Source organism: Parahaliea mediterranea (genome assembly GCF_003402235.1).
GTDB lineage: Bacteria > Pseudomonadota > Gammaproteobacteria > Pseudomonadales > Halieaceae > Parahaliea > Parahaliea mediterranea.
Genome location: NZ_QEWO01000004.1, coordinates 461154 through 478112, shown reverse-complemented (window position 1 = coordinate 478112; position 16959 = coordinate 461154). Strand labels below are relative to the sequence as shown.

14 protein-coding genes are annotated in these 16959 nt (G+C 65.3%); 8 read left to right on the top strand and 6 right to left on the bottom strand.

Annotation, left to right across the window (positions count from 1 at the left end; all coding sequences use genetic code 11):
- Positions 1–3: 3 nt before the first annotated feature.
- On the bottom strand, positions 4–1254 hold the full coding sequence (locus DDZ17_RS14415) for a diguanylate cyclase (RefSeq protein ID WP_170150215.1): 1251 nt from the start codon (positions 1252–1254) through the stop codon (positions 4–6).
- A gap of 292 nt (positions 1255–1546) precedes the next feature.
- A complete protein-coding gene (locus DDZ17_RS14410) occupies positions 1547–2614 on the bottom strand; it encodes a phosphotransferase family protein (protein ID WP_116367649.1) in 1068 nt (355 codons plus the stop codon).
- 216 nt (positions 2615–2830) lie between these two features.
- Between DDZ17_RS14410 and DDZ17_RS14405 the strand changes: the two genes are divergently transcribed.
- The 3 genes from DDZ17_RS14405 (at position 2831) to DDZ17_RS14395 (ending at position 8258) form a co-directional block, all read left to right on the top strand.
- Positions 2831–3874 (top strand): efflux RND transporter periplasmic adaptor subunit, encoded by a 1044-nt coding sequence (locus DDZ17_RS14405; RefSeq protein WP_116367648.1) that lies wholly within the window; start codon positions 2831–2833, stop codon positions 3872–3874.
- 3 nt (positions 3875–3877) lie between these two features.
- A complete protein-coding gene (locus DDZ17_RS14400) occupies positions 3878–7003 on the top strand; it encodes an efflux RND transporter permease subunit (RefSeq protein ID WP_116367647.1) in 3126 nt (1041 codons plus the stop codon).
- Between the two features lie 64 nt (positions 7004–7067).
- Positions 7068–8258 carry a PilT/PilU family type 4a pilus ATPase gene (locus DDZ17_RS14395; protein WP_116367646.1) on the top strand — a complete coding sequence of 397 codons (1191 nt, stop codon included), beginning with the start codon at positions 7068–7070 and terminating at the stop codon, positions 8256–8258.
- A gap of 52 nt (positions 8259–8310) precedes the next feature.
- Here DDZ17_RS14395 and DDZ17_RS14390 read toward each other — a convergent pair whose 3' ends face one another.
- From DDZ17_RS14390 to moaA, 4 genes are read right to left on the bottom strand one after another with little or no spacing between them, the layout of a single operon-like run.
- Positions 8311–8523: a hypothetical protein gene (locus DDZ17_RS14390; RefSeq protein WP_116367645.1), complete on the bottom strand. Its 213-nt coding sequence runs from the start codon at positions 8521–8523 to the stop codon at positions 8311–8313.
- 15 nt (positions 8524–8538) lie between these two features.
- Positions 8539–9939 (bottom strand): vWA domain-containing protein, encoded by a 1401-nt coding sequence (locus tag DDZ17_RS14385; RefSeq protein WP_116367644.1) that lies wholly within the window; start codon positions 9937–9939, stop codon positions 8539–8541.
- A gap of 4 nt (positions 9940–9943) precedes the next feature.
- A complete protein-coding gene (locus tag DDZ17_RS14380; RefSeq protein WP_116367643.1) occupies positions 9944–10888 on the bottom strand; it encodes an AAA family ATPase in 945 nt (314 codons plus the stop codon).
- Between the two features lie 22 nt (positions 10889–10910).
- Positions 10911–11945 (bottom strand): GTP 3',8-cyclase MoaA, encoded by a 1035-nt coding sequence (gene moaA / locus DDZ17_RS14375; protein ID WP_116367642.1) that lies wholly within the window; start codon positions 11943–11945, stop codon positions 10911–10913.
- Positions 11946–12048: 103 nt separating this feature from the next.
- On the opposite strand from moaA, the gene DDZ17_RS14370 reads away from it, so the two are divergent.
- The 5 genes from DDZ17_RS14370 to DDZ17_RS14350 all read left to right on the top strand — a co-directional run bounded on the left by DDZ17_RS14370 (position 12049) and on the right by DDZ17_RS14350 (position 16958).
- Entirely contained in the window at positions 12049–13116 is a 1068-nt protein-coding gene (locus tag DDZ17_RS14370) for an SMP-30/gluconolactonase/LRE family protein (protein WP_157976654.1), read from the top strand.
- 50 nt (positions 13117–13166) lie between these two features.
- Positions 13167–14552, top strand: coding sequence for an SLC13 family permease (locus DDZ17_RS14365; protein WP_116367640.1), 1386 nt, complete (start codon positions 13167–13169; stop codon positions 14550–14552).
- Between the two features lie 103 nt (positions 14553–14655).
- Positions 14656–15645, top strand: a complete 990-nt coding sequence (locus DDZ17_RS14360; RefSeq protein WP_116367639.1) for an aromatic ring-hydroxylating oxygenase subunit alpha — start codon at positions 14656–14658, stop codon at positions 15643–15645.
- 82 nt (positions 15646–15727) lie between these two features.
- On the top strand, positions 15728–16360 hold the full coding sequence (locus DDZ17_RS14355; RefSeq protein ID WP_116367638.1) for a paraquat-inducible protein A: 633 nt from the start codon (positions 15728–15730) through the stop codon (positions 16358–16360).
- A complete protein-coding gene (locus tag DDZ17_RS14350; RefSeq protein WP_157976653.1) occupies positions 16353–16958 on the top strand; it encodes an SRPBCC family protein in 606 nt (201 codons plus the stop codon). Before DDZ17_RS14355 ends, DDZ17_RS14350 begins: the two co-directional genes overlap by 8 nt.
- The last annotated feature ends 1 nt before the right edge of the window (position 16959 follow it).

Below are 16959 nucleotides of genomic sequence, written 5' to 3'. Positions count from 1 at the left end.
CAACTAACCCACTACACAACGATTGCGGCCGTTGGTTTTGGCCTGGTAGAGCGCATTGTCGGCGGTTTCCATCAGCGCCGCGGTGTCGCAGGGCTGGCCCGAAAGGGCGATACCCACGCTCACCGTCACCCGCAGTTCAATGTCCTTGTAGGGGATCACCGTATTTCCGATGGTGGCCCGCAGGCGTTCCGCTACATCGCAGGCCATTTGCCGGTCGGCCCTCGGCATCAGCACAGTGAATTCCTCGCCTCCGGTGCGAAACAGCCGGTCGTAGGGGCGCAGGTTGGCCGCCATGATTGCCGAGACCTGCTTTAGCACCTCGTCCCCCGCCGCGTGGCCGTGGGTATCGTTCACCGCCTTGAAGTGATCCACATCCATCGCCAGCACGGCCCACTGCTCGCCGAAGCGGTCGATCTGGGCGCGCATTTCCGGCAGAGTCTCGTCAAAGTCGCGCCGGTTGGCCAGGCCCGTGAGCGGGTCCCGGCGGGCAATCTCTTCGAGTTTGGATTCCGATTTGTGAATGCGCTCAATCATGTGGTTGAACTCTTCGGCCACGCGCCCCAGCTCGGGCGGCACCACCACGTCAATGCGGTGTTCGCGCTCACCGCCAGCAAACTTCAGGGCGCCCTCCACCAGGCGGTCGACACTGGCAGACAGCAGCCGCCCGACCAGGCGCACACTGGTAATCATGGCGAACAGGGAGATGACAGCGGCAATGCCCAGAATCCACAGCGAGCGCTCGTAGTAGCGGCCGGCGGCCCGGTAGTCCTCTTCCACCACCGCGTCCAGCTGGTGGTAGATGGCGGCCAGCTTGTCGATGGCGGATTCCAGCCGGCCATGATAGGCCAGCATTGCCTCCACCAGCGCCGGCTCGCTGTGCTGGCGTACCGTGTGCAGGAGCTGGCTGGCCAGCTCATCCGCCTTCTGCCAGTCCTGGTGGGCCTGCTGCAGCAGGGTTTGCAGGGCCTGCTCCTCGTTCAGCGACTGCGACAGGGTGACAAACTCCTCCTCGACCTGCGTGCGCAGCAGGCGGTAGGCCGGCAAGTGCTGGGCCTGGCGGTCTTCCAGGTATTCATCCACCGGCACCAGCGCGCCCTGGATGTGCAGGCGCAGGCGCTGAACGGGCTCAATCTGCTGGTGCATGCGGTAGGAGACATCGGCGTAAGAATCGATCACCCCGCGATCGAGAAGATAAAACCCGATGACCACCGACAGCGCCAGCGGCGTCCAGGCGACCCCCAGCGCAAAAGCCACCCAAAATCGAAAAGAGCGCTTGCAAAACAAGGCTTCCATCACTGCTGACCCCCACCCGACGTTCATTGCTATAACAGGGTGCTTGATGCCCGGATCAGCGCGTTATTGCAAGTTTTTTGGCGTTTGAATTGCCATCGATACGCCAGACACCGTTCAGCCAGGCAGTAGAGAAGCCTGACCTGAATTCAATAGGCCGTATTCGGTAGGTATGGATTCGATAGATTGTCGCTCGCCCCGCAAAAAGCCGGTGAATGGCTTCTGCGGGTTGGTCGAGCTAGCTGAGATGGCCGAGCTAGCCGAGCTGGTCGAGATAGCGCTCCAGCATTTTGCACACGAAGTTGCCCTGGATTTCCTGCTCCTGCCCGGTGGCCAGCATGATGCGTGACATGATCAGGCCGTAGCGCATGCCGGCAAAAATCCAGTAGTAATCGTAGTGCTCTGCGGTGCGGCCGGTGGCGGCCTCCCACTGGGCCACGGTGTCGTCGTAGCTGGGCAGGCCCGGCAGGCGGGGAATGCCCAGGCCCTCGGCGAAGGTGGCGTCGATGTAGTTGAACCAGGCCAGATCCTGCACCGGATTGCCGGCCACGGCCATCTCCCAGTCCAGCACCGCCACCACGCCGTCCAGGCTGGGGGCGAACATCATGTTGCCCACCCGCGAGTCGCCCCAGCACAGGGCGGTGGGTTCGTTGGCGGGCTGGTTGGCCTTGAGCCAGTCCAGGGCGCGCTGGCCGATGACATGGGTGCGCCCTTCCAGGGCCCAGTCGTGGTATTGCTGCCAGTAGTCCAGCTGCGCCTGCAGGGCGGTTTTGCCCGGCGGCAACTGCAGCTCGGGTAGGTCCAGCGCGGTGCTGTCGATCTGGTGGTAGCGGGCTAGCATGTCGACGGCGGCGCGCCACAGGGTGGCCCGTTGTGCTTCGCTGGTTTCGTGCATCAGCCAGCCGTCCATGTTGTAGGGCGGCATGTCGGAGGGCACGCGCCCGTCAATGCGGGCCATGATGTAGAACTCCACCCCGAGCAGGGCGGTGTCGGTTTCCAGCCCCAGCAGTTCCGGCACGGGGATGTCGGTGTGCCGGGCCAGGGCCTGCATCACCCGGTACTGGGGCTCCAGGGCATAGCTGGGGAACACCGGGCGCTGGATTTCCGGCTGCAGGCGACCCACGCAGCTCTGGGTGCGGGTTTGCCCATTTTCCTGCCACTGGATATCGAACAGCAGGGTTACGTTGGACATGCCGTTGCCGTCGGGCACGGTCAGCTCGGGAATGTCCACCGGGTAGCCGCGCTGCTCGCTGAGCCAACTGGCCAGTTTGGTGCGTGTACCCTCGATGTCTTCCAGCACCGGGGTGGGGCGGGCTTCTTCCATGGTCTGTTATCTCTGTTATTGACTATACGTCTGTATAGCATAGCGCCGGTGCCAGCCCCTGCCTAGTGGCAGGGGTTTTTTGGCCCGGTTTTTTTGATCGGGGTGTTTTTTGTAAGGAGTGCCGCGGGGATTTTTTACCCGGGGCTGCTGTCATAGTCGTTTTGTTTTTTGCCGGCGGTCTCTACACTGCCCGGCTTATCAAGGCTTGGGGGCTTTATGAGAATACTGGCTGCGTTGCTGGTGGCCGGCGCATTGGCGGCGGGCGTGTGGTTGTGGCCGGGGCAGGCCCAGGCTCCGGATGGCCCCGCGGCCGGCCCGGCGCCTGTTCCGGTGAGTGTCTACCGGGTGGAGCCGTTGCCGTTTCGGGAGGAAATCTCCGCCCTTGGCACCCTGCGGGCCTGGGAGTCGGTGGACATCACCGCCAGCGTGTCCCAGATTGTGACCGCCATCGGCTTTGAAGACGGCCAGCAGGTGGAGCAGGGCGATATGCTGGCTCTGCTCAAGCAGGATGAAGAGCAGGCCCTGCTGCGCGAGTTGGAGGCCAGCCAGCAAGATGCCCGCCGCGAAGTGCGCCGGCTGGAGAACCTGGCCAAGCGCAACCAGGTGGCCCAGAATGAGCTGGACAAGGCCCGCACCCAGGTGGAAATCCTGCGCCACCAGATTGAGGAAGCCGAGGCCCGGGTGCTGGACCGCACCATTTTGGCCCCCTTTGCCGGTACGCTTGGCCTGCGTCAGGTGTCTCCCGGCGCCCTGCTCACGCCGGGTCAGCGCATTACCACCCTGGACGACCTCAGCCGCATGCGGCTGGACTTTACCCTGCCGGCGCTGCAACTCGGCGCCCTCAGCGTGGGCCAGCCGGTGCGCGCCACCACGGCGGCGTTTGCAGACACCTTTACCGGCGATGTCTTAGCCATCGACAGCCGGGTGGACCCGGTGGCCCGCTCCATTACCGCCCGTGCCCAGATTGACAACCCCGAGCGCCGCCTGCGCCCCGGCCAGTTGATGGAGGTAACCCTGCTGGGCCCCGAGCACCAGGCCCTGCTGGTGCCGGAAGAGGCCCTGCAATCGCGCGCCCTCACCCACTACCTGTGGAAGGTGGTGGACGGCGAGCGGGCAGAGCGTGTGGAGGTGACCATTGGCGGGCGCCGCCCGGGCTGGGTGGAGATTCGCGCCGGCATAGCCGCCGGCGACACGGTGGTGCGCGACGGCGTTGGCAAGTTGGGTGGCGATAGTGCCACCGTGGCGCTGCAGGAGTCCTGAGCGGTGATACTGTCAGATACCTCGGTGCGCCGCCCGGTCATGGCGGTGGTGTGCTGCGCGCTGCTGGTGGCCTTCGGCCTGCTTGCCTTCGACCGCCTGCCGCTGCGCGAATACCCGGACATCGACCCGCCCATCCTCAACATCAGCACGCTCTACCCCGGCGCTTCGGCGGCGGTGGTGGAGAACAAAATCACCGAGCTGATTGAGGACCGCCTGTCGGGCCTTGAGGGCATGAAGACCATGACCTCCAGCTCCATGGACGGCCGCTCCCAGATCACCCTGGAGTTCGACCTGGACCGCGACATCGACAACGCCGCCAACGACGTGCGCGATCGCCTGTCGCGCCTGCTGAACAACCTGCCCGACGAGGCGGACCCGCCGGAAGTGCAGAAAAGCCAGAGCGACGAACAGGTGATTTTCTGGGCGCACCTGGTGGCGCCGTCGATGGATGCCCTGGCCCTCACCGATTATGCCAAGCGCTATCTGGAGGACCGCTTCTCGGTGCTCGATGGCGTGGCCCGGGTGATGATTACCGGCGAGCAGGAATACGCCATGCGCATCTGGCTGAACCGCAACGCGCTGGTGGCGCGCCAGCTCACGGTGGGCGATGTGGAGAACGCCATTCGCAGCCAGAACGTGGAGCTGCCGGCGGGCACCCTGAACTCCATCGAGCGCGACTTTATCGTGCGCATCGACCGCAGCTACAACACGCCGGCGGATTTTGCCGCGCTGGTGCTTAGCCGGGGCGACGACGGCCATCTGGTGCGCCTGGGCGATGTGGCGCGGGTGGAGCTGGCCAGCGCCGAGCACCGCAGCCTGTTTCGCGGCAATGGCGAGTCCATGGTGGGGCTGGGCATTATCAAGCAGAGCACCGCCAACGCCCTGTCGGTGAGCGCGCTGGTGACCGCCGAGATCGACCGCATCAACGCGCAGTTGCCCGCCGGCATGGAGATCATCGCCAGCTTCGACAACTCCATCTTCGTGGCCGCCGCCATCAAGGAGGTGTACCAGACCCTGATTATTGCCGCGGTACTGGTGGTGCTGGTGATCTTCCTGTTCCTGGGCGACCCGCGCAGCCTGCTGGTGCCGGCGCTCACGGTGCCGATCTCGCTGGTGTCCTCGTTCACCGCCCTGTGGTTGATGGGCTACTCCATCAACCTGCTCACGCTGCTGGCACTGGTGCTGGCCATCGGCCTGGTGGTGGACGATTCCATCGTGGTGCTGGAGAACGTGCACCGGCGCCTGGTGGCGGGCGAATCGCCCATGGTGGCGGCCTTTCGCGGCACCCGCCAGGTGGGCTTTGCGGTGATTGCCACCACCCTGGTGCTGGCGGCGGTGTTTGTGCCCATTACATTTCTGGAAGGCGACCTGGGGCGCCTGTTCGGCGAATTTGCGGTGACCATGGCCATCGCGGTGCTGTTTTCCAGCTTTGTGGCCCTCACCCTGGCGCCGGTGATCTGCTCCAAGCTGCTCAGCAGCGACAAGGTGTCCAACCGCATGGCGAATGCGGTGGAGCGCCTGAGCCTTGGCATGGAGCGCCGCTATCAGGCCCTGATGCGGCCGCTGCTGACCCGGCCCTGGCTGACCCTGGTGATCGTGGCCCTGAGCCTGGCCCTGGCGGTGGGCCTGTTCCGGCTGGTGCCCCAGGAGTATTCGCCGCGGGAGGACCGGGGCATTTTGTTCATGGGGGTAATGACCCCGGAAGGCTCCTCTTACGAATACACCGTGCGCCAGATCGAGGAGATCGAGCGCCGCCTGATGCCGCTGGTGGACGGGGGTGATATCAAGCGCCTGCTCATTCGCGCGCCGATGAGCTTTGGTGGCGAGGCCTTCAACCAGGGCTTTGCCATTATGGTGCTCACCGACTGGGACAGCGGCCGCCGCTCCACCTGGGAGATACAGGCCGATGCCCGGCGCCGGGTGGCGGACCTGCCCGGGGCCCGGGTGTTCATCCGCAGCCCCAGTGGCCTGGGTGGCAGCAGCGAAGACCCGGTGCAGTTTGTGGTGGGCGGCGACAGTTACGAACAGCTGGCCGAGTGGCAGGACGTGCTGCTGGAGGAAATTCGCAACAACCCGCAGCTGGTGGGGGTAGACACCGACCTGCGGCCCACCAAGCCCCAGTTACGGGTGGCCATCGACCGCAACCGCGCCGGCGACCTCGGCGTCAGCCTGCTGGAGATTGGCCGCACCCTGGAGACCCTGCTGGGCTCACGCACAGTAACCACCTTCATCCGCAGCGGCCGCGAATACGACGTCATTCTGGAGGGCGAGCGCGCGGCCCAGCGCACCCTGGGCGACCTGAACACCATTTACGTGCGCTCGGAAACCACCGGCCAGCTCATCCCCCTGGGCAACCTGGTGTCGGCCCACGAACAGGCCGATGCCGGCAGCCTCAACCGCTACAACCGCGTGCGCTCGCTGACCTTGTCCGCGGCCCTTGGTGGCGACTATAGCCTCGGCGAAGCGCTGGATTACCTGCAGCAGCTGGTGCGCGACAAACTGCCGGAAACCGCCGCTATCGATTACAAAGGCGAATCGCTGGAATACCGCGAGGCGGGCCAGTCGGCGGTGTTCACCTTCCTGCTGGCGCTGCTGGTGGTGTACCTGGTGATGGCGGCGCAGTTCGAGTCCTTCATTCACCCGGCGATCATTCTGCTCACGGTGCCGCTGGCACTGGTCGGTGGCATTGGCGGCCTGCTTTTGTTCGACCAGACCCTGAACATCTACAGCCAGGTGGGCATGATCATGCTGGTGGGGCTGGCCACCAAGAACGGCATTCTGATTGTGGAGTTCATCAACCAGATGCGCGATGCCGGGATGGAGCTGACCCAGGCGGTGCTGCAGGGCGCCTCGCGCCGCCTGCGGCCCATTGCCATGACCGCCTTTACCACGGTGATCGGCGCGATTCCGCTGGTGGTGTCCAGCGGCCCGGGGCACGAAGTGCGCACGGTGATCGGGGTGGTGGTGATGTGCGGGGTAACGGTGTCGACCCTGATTACCCTGCTGCTGATTCCGATGGCCTACATGCTGCTGGCCCGCAACACCCACTCGCCCGGCACGGTGAGCCGCGCGCTGGATGGCGCCCTGGCGCGGGAGCCGGATACGCTCGACCAGGGGGAGCATTTGTGAGGGCGGGGGAAGCTGCTATAAAGTAAGCGCTGGCCCGCCGCGTGAGCGGCGCGGCCCACACAAAATGACAATAGCGCGCGCCAGGCAGCGTGCGCACAAGGGGGCAGGGCAGGTCGTGGAGCGGATTACCGAGTGGTTGAAACTACTGGCGAACAAGAACGGGTCGGATCTTTATCTCAGCACCGGAGCCCCGCCCTGCGCCAAGTTTGAAGGGGCCCTGCGCCCAATTGGCAGCGACATTCTCAAGCCCGGCGAAATCAAGGAGATTGCCAACGGGCTGATGGACGACACCCAGCGCGCCGAGTTCGAACAGGAACTGGAAATGAACCTGGCCACGTCCATTCCCGGCTACGGGCGCTTCCGGGTCAATATCTTTGTGCAGCGCAACGAGGTGGCCATCGTGGCGCGCAACATCGTGGCGGAAATTCCCAACTGGGAGCAGCTGCGCCTGCCGCCCATCCTGCCGGAAGTCATCATGCGCAAGCGCGGCCTGGTGCTGTTTGTTGGTGCCACCGGCTCTGGCAAGTCCACCTCGCTGGCGGCCCTGCTGGACTATCGCAACAGCAACAGCTCCGGCCACATCGTCACCATCGAAGACCCGGTGGAATACGTGCACAAGCACAAGAAGTGCATCGTCAACCAGCGCGAGGTGGGGGTGGATACCCGCAGCTGGCACAACGCCCTGAAGAACACCCTGCGCCAGGCGCCGGATGTGATACTGATCGGTGAAATCCGCGACCGCGAAACCATGGAGCACGCCATCGCCTTCGCAGAAACCGGCCACCTGTGCCTGTCCACCCTGCACGCCAACAACGCCAACCAGGCGCTGGATCGCATCATCAACTTCTTTCCCGAAGAGCGCCGGGCGCAGTTGCTGATGGATTTGTCCCTCAACCTGCAGGCCTTTGTGTCCCAGCGTCTGATTCCGACGGTGGACGGCAAGCGCTGCGCTGCCATCGAGATTCTGCTGGGAACGCCGATGGTGGCGGATTTGATCCTCAAGGGGCAGATCGACGGCATCAAGGAGGTGATGGAGAAGTCCGAGAACATCGGCATGAAAACCTTCGACGCGGCCCTGCTGGAGCTTTACGTGGAAGGTCTGATCAGCGAGGAAGAGGCCCTGCGCAATGCCGACTCGCCCAACAACGTGCGGCTCAAAATCAAGTGGGCGAAGGAAGCGCGCATGCAGCAGGGCAGCGCGCCGGTGGAGCTGAGCCTGGAAGGGCTGGGCGACGACGACACCAGCCCCTATTGAGGGGCGGGTTGCAGGGCAGGTTGCAGGACAGGGAGGGACGGGCGCGCCGCGCCTATTCCAGCAGCTTCTGCGCAAGCAGGGCGAAAAACAGCACCCACAGGCCAATCAGCAGCCGGATGCGCCGGGCGCTGTTGCCGCTGTCCACCTGGCGCTCCGGTGGCGCCGCGCCGGCCAGGGTCATGTTGAATGAACCGCAGGCGGGGCAGGCGCCGCCGCTGCCTCCCTTCTTGCCGCGGTAGCTGCAATCCCTACAGAGATAGGCCATCGGTTGTTCTTCTTGTCAGTGGTTTTGTCGCAGTAGCTGGTCGATGATCCGTTCAAGTTGTTGCAGGTTGTTGCACTCGGCGGCCACGTGGCAGGCGCTCTGGTAGCGCAGCATGTCCGAGTCGCCGCTGCCCCAGGCCCGGCGCGATTCCGGGTTCAGCCACAGCACCCGGCGCGCGCGCTGGTAAATGCCCTGCATGATCTCCAGCTTCGGGTCGCCGCCGTTATTGCGCGCATCCCCGAGGATGATCACCGTGGTGCTGCTGTTGATGTCGCCCAGCGCCAGCTCGGCAAAATCTTCCAGGCTGCGGCCGTAATCGGTGGCGCCGCCGTAGCGCCAGTTGGCCAGCTCAATGGCTTTCTCCACCGGATAATCCCGGAAAAGTTCGCTGATTTCACCCAGATGGCTTGAAAATGCGAAGCTGCGCACACGGGGCAGCACATCCTGCAGGCTGTACAGGAACAGCAGCAGGAACTTGGCGTAGGCGGCCACCGAACCGGACACGTCGCACAGGGCGAGAATCTGCGGCTTGTCGCGGCGCACCTTGCGCCAGTGGGTGTGGAACATCACCCCGTCGTGGGCAATGCCCCGGCGCAGGGTGCGGCCCATGTCGAGCTGGCCGCGCTTGTGGACTTTGGGCTTGCGGGAGTGGCGGGCGGCAAGTTTACGCGCCATCTTGCGCACCAGCTCGCGCACCTCGTCCATGTAGCGCTGTTCCAGCTGGTTGAGGCGGGTGCGGCTGAGGATGTCATCCATGAACTGCCGGTTGTGGCCCTCGGCGTTCAGCAGGTATTGCTGTTCAACATAGCCGCGCACTTCATCCCGCAGGCGGTCGCGATAGCCCTTGAGCAGCTCCAGCAGGGGGCTGCCCGCCTGCTCCAGCTCCACCACCGCCCGGCGCAGGGTCTCCTCCCCCAGGGCGTCCAGCATGCGCCGGGTGTATTGCCCCTTCTGGGTGAACATGCGGATGTTGCCAAGGCCGGTGGCGGCGCCAGCCTGGCCGAGCGATAGCGACAGCTCGGTGCGATCATCCGCCAGAAGCTGTTGCAGAAGCGGGGTTTGCAGGGCTTCGGCCAGCGCCGCAAACTCCGCTGCGCCCTCGGCAAGCAGGCGGGCGTCTTCGTCGGCCGACGCTGGCGCTTCTTGTCCGGTGGTCGCGGGGTCGGCGGCAGGGTCGGCGGCAGCGGGCTTTTCGCCCACCAGTTCGCGGCCAAAATACTGGTCGAAGCAACGCAGCAGAATGGCCTCTTCCCGGGCGCTTTTTGCCAGGCTCAGGGCCAGCCCGTCGCGCAGGCGGCCCCGGTCGGCGTAGCCCAGGGCGCTGGCTACGGCCATGGCGTCCAGGGTTTCCGCCGGCGATACCCGCAAATCGTGGCTGCGCAGCAGCTGGATAAAGCCGGTGAGGGCGGCCTGCATCGGTTCAGCCGGCGCTGCCTGCGCCGCGCAGCAGTTCGTCGAGGCCGGACTCGGCGTTGTTGATGTCGTCCTCGAACTTCAGCAGCACGTTCAGGGTGGAGCGCACCAGTGCTGTGTCGAGTTCACTGGCGTGCAGCAGCAACAGGCTGCGGGCCCAGTCGAGGGTCTCGGAAATGGCCGGGGCTTTTTTCAGGTCCAGCTCGCGCAGGCTGTGCACAAAGGCCACCAGCTGGTGGCGCAGGGTGGCGTCGATGTCGGGCACTCTGCTGCGCACAATGCGCTCTTCCAGCTCCACGCTGGGGAAGGGGATGTACAGGTGCAGGCAGCGGCGCTTGAGGGCGTCGGAGATGTCGCGACTGTTGTTGCTGGTGAGGAAGACCATGGGCGACACGTCGGCCTTCACGGTGCCAATCTCGGGGATGGACACCTGGTAGTCCGAGAGAATCTCCAGCAGCAGGGACTCAAACTCGTAGTCGGACTTGTCCACCTCGTCGATCAGCAAAATGGCGCCGCGCTCCTGCTGCATGGCCTTCAGCAGGGGGCGCGGTTCCAGAAAGTCCTCGGAATAGAAAATGTCGCCAAACTGGTGCAGTCGCTCCACCGACTCCGCCAGGCCCTTGGCGCCGTGCAGCAGGTCGCCGAGCTTTTCCTTCAGCACCTGGGTGTACAGCAACTGTTTGCCGTACTTCCATTCGTACAAGGCCTTGGCTTCGTCCAGGCCCTCGTAGCACTGCAGGCGGATCAGGGGCACCGACAGCAGCTCCGAGCAGGTTTTGGCCAGCTCGGTTTTGCCAACCCCGGGCGGCCCCTCCACCAGCACGGGCTTGCGCAACTGGAAGGCGAGAAAGACGGCGGTGGCGATCTTGGTGCTGCAGATATAGCCCAGGGCCTCAAAGCCCTGCTCAATGCGCTCGATGGATGCGAGCTGGGGAAAGTCCTGGGTGTGCAAAGTGCTTCCTTACTGCGGCTGCTCAGCCGCCGGTCATGTTCATGAAGCGGACAATCTCGGTAGCCCCGTCCTCGCCGAAGTGATGGCGTTCGGGCTTGATGTCCATGGCGGCAATGATGGCCGCCGCCAGGTGTTCGCTGCGATAACCCTGCTGGCGCAGCACGGCGCGCAAATCCACCGAGTGCTCGTTGCCAAGGCACAGCAGCAGGCGCCCGGACACGGTCAGGCGCACGCGGTTGCACAGGTGGCAGAAGTTGTTGCTGTGGGGTGAGATAAAGCCCACCCGGCTGGGGCTGTCGTGCATGCGAAAGTAGCGCGCCGGGCCGGCGCTGCCGCGGGGGTCGCCCTCGCTGCTGAGGGGGAAGACGGCGTCAATCTGCCGGCGCAGGCTGTCGCTGTCTGCCAGGCTCAGGCTGCGGTCGTGCTCGATAATCTGGCCGAGGGGCATTTCCTCGATAAAGGCGATGTCGATACCCAGCCCGCGGGCGTAGCGCACCAGGGTCAGCACTTCGTCGTCGTTGCGCCCGCGCAGGATGACCGCGTTGAGCTTGATGCGCCTGAAGCCCGCGGCCACCGCCGCTTCAATGCCGCGCTGCACGGTATCGAGGTCGCCAGTGCGGGTGAGTTCACGAAAGCGCGTGGGGTTGAGGGTGTCCAGGCTGATATTCACGCTGGTTACCCCCGCCTCGCGCAGGGCCGGGGCCAGTTTGGCGAGCTGGGAGCCGTTGGTGGTCAGGGCCAGCTCCCGCAGGCCGCTGAGCTGGCCCAGGCGCTGCACCAGATCCACAATGCCGCGGCGCACTAGCGGCTCGCCGCCGGTGAGGCGAATCTTGCCAACGCCGAGCTCGGTGAACACCCTGGCCACTTCAAACAGCTCTTCCAGGCTCAGCACCTCCCGCCGGGGGAGGAAGGTCATGTCCTCCGCCATGCAGTACACACAGCGGAAGTCACAGCGGTCAGTCACCGACAGCCGCAGGTAGTCGACACGGCGCTGGAAGCGGTCGACCAGCTGGCCCGGAAAGCGCGCCTCCGGGAGGTTGCGGGTAATGGTGTTCATGACGCTGGCCAGTGTACTGCTTCGGGCACAGGGCCACTAGCCCCGGGGTTTACAGCGGCCAGCGCCTGGGACAGGATAGGCGGCGCCGTGGAATGGAGGGACCATGATAAGAATTATCCCCGGATTGAGCCTTGTTCTAATGCTGCTGACCTCAGCTGCCCCAGTGACGCAGGCGGCGCAGCCTGCGCCCACGCCCTGCGAAAGCCGCGCCGGCATCGAGCCCGTGTGCGGACTCAGTGCGCCGGAGGATATCGTTACTTCCCCCGGCGACGAGGGCCTGGTGTTTGGCCAGATGCACGAGCCCGGCGGGCTGTTCCTGCTCGATACTGGTGACCACAGTGTGCGCCCCCTCTATCGCGAGAGCGACGCAGACGCGCCCCAGTGGGGTGATGCCAGCTGCAGCCGCCCGCCGGCGACCCTGCTGGCCCACGGCATCGACCTCAGCCAGCGCGCCGACGGCCGCTGGCAGCTGCTGGTGGTGAACCATGGCGGCCGCGAATCCGTGGAATTCTTCGAGTGGTTGCCAGGGCCCGACGGCCCCCGGGTGGCCTGGCGCGGCTGCGCCGAGGCGCCGGGGGATGCCAGCCTCAACGATGTCGCCGGCCTGCCTGACGGCGGCTTTCTGGTCACCCGCATGTCCTCCACCGAGTCGCCGTTGTGGGAGCTGTTCCTGGCGGTGATCGGCATCAACAATGGCGTGGTGTACCACTGGCAGGCGCAGGCGGGCTTTCGCGCCCTGGCGCACACCGAGGGGCGCCTGCCCAACGGCATCATTCTCGCCCCGGACGGCGACAGCTTCTTCGTCAATATGTACCTCGGCAACAAGGTGGCCAAGTACAGCCTGAGCGGCGGCGAGCTGCTCGGCGAGGTGTCAGTGTCCAAACCCGACAACGCCAGCTGGAACGCCGAGGGCAAGCTGCTGGTGGCCAGCCAGTACGGCTCGCTGATGCAGCTGTTCGACAGCCTCAACCTGCCCCACGGCACGCCCAGCCTGCTGCCCTATGCGGTGGTGGAGATCGACCCGGACACCCTTGCCCGGCGCGAATTGCTGCGGCACGAGGGTGTGCCGATGGGGGCTGGCACGGTGGCGGTGCAGGTGGGGGATGCGGTCTATGTCGGCTCCTACACGGGCGACCGGCTGGTGAAGATGCCGCTGGAGCCGGCTTTGTGACACCCGCGCAATGCCCCTGCGTGTGATATCTGCCCGATGACCCTCGCACAATGACCCCGGCGCTGCTTCACCGGCTGACGCTGCCGGCGGGCCCGCTGCTGGCGGCCCTGCTGGCCTGGCTGCTGCTGCGCGCAGGCTACAGCACGGACATGGCCATAGTTTCTCTGGTGGCCCTGTGGTGCGTGATCTGGTGGGTGTTCGAGCCGGTGCCCATTCCGGTGACCTCGCTGCTGCCGCTGGCCCTGCTGCCCCTGCTGGGGGTGCTGACCCCGGCGGAGGTGGGCCAGGCCTACGGCTCGCCCATGATTCTGCTGCTGCTCGGGGGCTTTTTGCTGTCCAAGGCGATGGAGCACTCCGGTGCCCACCGCCGCATTGCCCTTGGCATGGTGCGCCTGTTTGGCGCCCACAGCGGGCGCCGCCTGGTGCTCGGTTTTATGGTGGCGGCCGCCAGCCTCAGCATGTGGATTTCCAACACCGCCACTACCCTGATGCTGCTGCCGGTGGCGCTGGCGGTGCTGGAGGGCGCCCGCCAGCGCGAGCGGCTGGCGGTGCCGCTGCTGCTGGGGGTGGCCTACGCCGCCAGCGTCGGTGGGCTCGGCACGCCCATTGGCACGCCGCCCAATCTCATCTTTATGCAGGTGTATACCGAAGTGACCGGCCAGATTGTCACCTTCAGCCAGTGGATGAGCTGGGGCGTGCCGGTGGTGGTGGTGATGGTGCCGCTGATGGCGCTGGTGCTGACTCGGGGCATGGGGGCAACGCTGCAGGTGGAGCTGCCGGCGGTGGGCGCCTGGCGCACCGAGGAAAAACGGGTGCTGCTGGTGTTCGGCCTGACCGCCCTGGCCTGGATGACCCGGGCCGAGCCCTTTGGCGGCTGGCGGACCTGGCTGGATGTGCCCAGCGCCAACGATGCCTCGGTGGCCCTGCTGGCGGTGGTGCTGATGTTTGTTATTCCCGATGGCAAAGGCGCCAAACTGCTCACCTGGGAGCGCGCCGCCAGTATTCCCTGGGGCGTGCTGCTGCTGTTTTCCGGCGGTATCTGCCTGGCCCGCGGTTTTGTGGCCTCGGGCCTCAGCGCCGAATTGGGCCAGTGGCTGGCGGGCTTTACCGACCTCAGCCCCTGGCTGCTGATGGTGCTTATCTGCCTGCTGGTGACCTTCATGACGGAGGCCACCTCCAACACCGCCAGCACCACCCTGCTGATGCCGGTGTTGGCGGCGGCGGCCCTGGCGGCGGGCGTGGAGCCCATGCTGTTGATGGTGCCGGCGGCCATGAGCGCCAGTTGCGCCTTTATGCTGCCCGTGGCCACCGCGCCCAATTCGGTGGTGTATGGCAGCGGCCTGATCAGCACCGCGCGCATGGCGCGGGAGGGGCTGGCCCTCAATTTCCTGGGGGTGGCGGTGATCAGCACCGCCTGCTACCTGCTGCTGGCCTGATTGCTACGGCCAGTTGTGCTGACTGATTCCGTCATTGTTTGTGGCGCTGGTGGCGCTAGGCTATAACCCTACAAAAATCATTGATATAGAAAGGGTCGCTGCCATGAGCAAACGCTATCCCATGCCCATCCCCCACGGCTGGTACGTGGTGTGTTATTCCGACGAGCTGGCGGTGGGTGAATCCCGCGCGGTGAAATACTTTGGCCAGGAGCTGGTGCTGTTTCGCACCGAGTCCGGCCAGCCCAGGCTGCTGGAAGCCTACTGCCCTCACCTCGGCGCCCACCTGGGCCACGGTATCCACGAAAATAGCGAGCGCGGCGGGCGCATCGAGGGCGAATCCATTGTCTGCCCCTTCCACGCCTGGAAGTTCAACGGCGCCGGCGAGTGTACCGAGGTGCCCTACGCCCGCAACATGCCGCCCAAGGTGCAGGGCAAGCAGTGCCTGAAGGCCTTCCCCACGGTGGAGGTGAACCAGGCGGTGTGGGCCTGGTACCACCCGGACGGCGTCGCCCCCCTGTGGGAAGTGATCGAGCATGAAGAGGCCAACAGCGACGACTGGGCGCCCCTGAAGCGCTACGAGTGGCACCTGACCACCCACCCCCAGGAGATGGCGGAAAACGCCGCCGACCCGGCTCACTTCCTGTTTGTGCACCGCACCGCCAGCATGCCCGAGTGGGAAACCACCTACGATGGCCCCACCTCCCGTGGCATCCAGCGCGCCAAAATGCCCACCCCGCGGGGAGAGGTGGACGGCGCCATTCACACCGGCTCCCAGGGCCCTGGCCAGGGCTTTACCAAGTTCGAGGGCATTGCCGACACCTTCCTGATGGGCCTGACCACACCCATCGACGAGGAAAACGTGATCGTGCGCTTTGCCTTCACCCAGCCCAAGGTAAACGGCGAGGTGAAAAGCGGCGGCGTGAACGATGCCATCATCGCCAACATCGTCGGCCAGCTGGAAGAGGACAAGCCCATCTGGGAGCACAAAATCTACCGCCCCCTGCCGGTGCTGTGCGACGGCGACGGCCCCATCGCCAAGTTCCGCAAGTGGTATTCACAGTTCTATTCCAACTTTGACCCGGCGGCCATGTAAGCCGGGCCCTGCGCACCTGCCGCCGCCGGCACTTCCCCGCCGGCGGCATTTCGGTATCATGCCCCCACACTGAGGAGGAGCCATGACCCGATCCCGCGGCCTTGTCGCCCTGCTGCTGATGGCAGTATCCATCGCCCTGCTGTACCCCGGCGTGACCCAGCCGGTGCTGACCTTAAGCGGCAGTATCGAAAAATCCGACCTTGCCAACCTCGGCATTGACCTACTGGCCGGCGGCGATGGAGCCGACGGGGCCGATGACCAGAGCCGCAACATGCTCAGCGCCTTTTCCCGCTTTCTGGGCCTGGACCAGATCGAGGGCGAGGTGGAGGTGTACCACAGCACCCGCTCCATCTGGGGCACGGTGAACGAGCTGGCCGGCACCGGCAACCTGCTGGTGGCCCTGCTGATTGTGCTGTTCAGCCTGGTGATACCGGTGTTCAAGCTGCTGCTGCAGGCTTTTGCCCTGGCCCCGCTGGGCAGTGAGCTGCGCCAGCCCCTGCTGGCTGTGAATGCGGCCCTCAGCAAGTGGTCCATGACCGATGTGTTTGTGATGGCCCTGCTGGTGGCCTACATGGCGGGCGCCGCCTCCGGTCAGATGGGCGACCTGCTGATGATGGAAGCGCGGCTGGAGCCGGGCTTCTGGTTTTTCCTTGCTTATTGTCTGTTTTCCATCGGGGCCTCGGCCCTGGTGCGTCGGGAGTATGCCAATGCCTAAAGTACTGAAGTGGGTCCTGTGGATCCTGCTGGCCCTGGTGGTGGTGATGGCGGTTGCCGCCATGCGCCCGGGCAAACCCATTGAAGTGGTGGTCAGCGGCGAGGTGGAGGTGCCCCACACCGCCGCCTGGCAGCGCATGCGCGACCTGTCGGTGGCCCACCACTACGTGCCGGGCCTGACCGCCACCGAAATCACCACGCCCAACACTTCCGGGGTGGGGGCCTCGCGCAAGGTCTACCAGAGCGGCAGCAACTACCTGGAGGAAACCGTCATCGCCTGGGACGAGGGCGAGGGCTTTGTGATTCGCCTGCACAAGGGCGACGAGCCGATGGCGCCCTTCAAGCGGGCGGAGTTTCGCTACCACATGGAGGCCCTGACCGATAAGGCCACCCGGGTCACCCTGGCGATAGTGGTGGAAATGCCCTTCGGCGCGCTGGGCAGCTGGCTGGGGGAGATCGCGGCGCGTCAGCCCCTGGAGGCGGAGCTAACCCGGGTACTGGCGGGGCTGATGTATTACTACGAAACCGGCAAGCCGGCCACCGATGCGGATCGGGAGCGGCTGGCGGGCCGGGTGGAGCTGGTGCCCGCCAGCGCGTAAT

Coding starts and splice junctions, on each gene's coding strand:
- DDZ17_RS14410 (WP_116367649.1), bottom strand. CDS start 2,614: ATGGAAGAAGCCCGCCCCACCCCGGTGCTGGAAGACATCGAGGGTACA.
- DDZ17_RS14405 (WP_116367648.1), top strand. CDS start 2,831: ATGAGAATACTGGCTGCGTTGCTGGTGGCCGGCGCATTGGCGGCGGGC.
- DDZ17_RS14395 (WP_116367646.1), top strand. CDS start 7,068: ATGACAATAGCGCGCGCCAGGCAGCGTGCGCACAAGGGGGCAGGGCAG.
- DDZ17_RS14390 (WP_116367645.1), bottom strand. CDS start 8,523: ATGGCCTATCTCTGTAGGGATTGCAGCTACCGCGGCAAGAAGGGAGGC.
- DDZ17_RS14385 (WP_116367644.1), bottom strand. CDS start 9,939: ATGCAGGCCGCCCTCACCGGCTTTATCCAGCTGCTGCGCAGCCACGAT.
- moaA (WP_116367642.1), bottom strand. CDS start 11,945: ATGAACACCATTACCCGCAACCTCCCGGAGGCGCGCTTTCCGGGCCAG.
- DDZ17_RS14370 (WP_157976654.1), top strand. CDS start 12,049: ATGATAAGAATTATCCCCGGATTGAGCCTTGTTCTAATGCTGCTGACC.
- DDZ17_RS14365 (WP_116367640.1), top strand. CDS start 13,167: ATGACCCCGGCGCTGCTTCACCGGCTGACGCTGCCGGCGGGCCCGCTG.
- DDZ17_RS14360 (WP_116367639.1), top strand. CDS start 14,656: ATGAGCAAACGCTATCCCATGCCCATCCCCCACGGCTGGTACGTGGTG.
- DDZ17_RS14355 (WP_116367638.1), top strand. CDS start 15,728: ATGACCCGATCCCGCGGCCTTGTCGCCCTGCTGCTGATGGCAGTATCC.
- DDZ17_RS14350 (WP_157976653.1), top strand. CDS start 16,353: ATGCCTAAAGTACTGAAGTGGGTCCTGTGGATCCTGCTGGCCCTGGTG.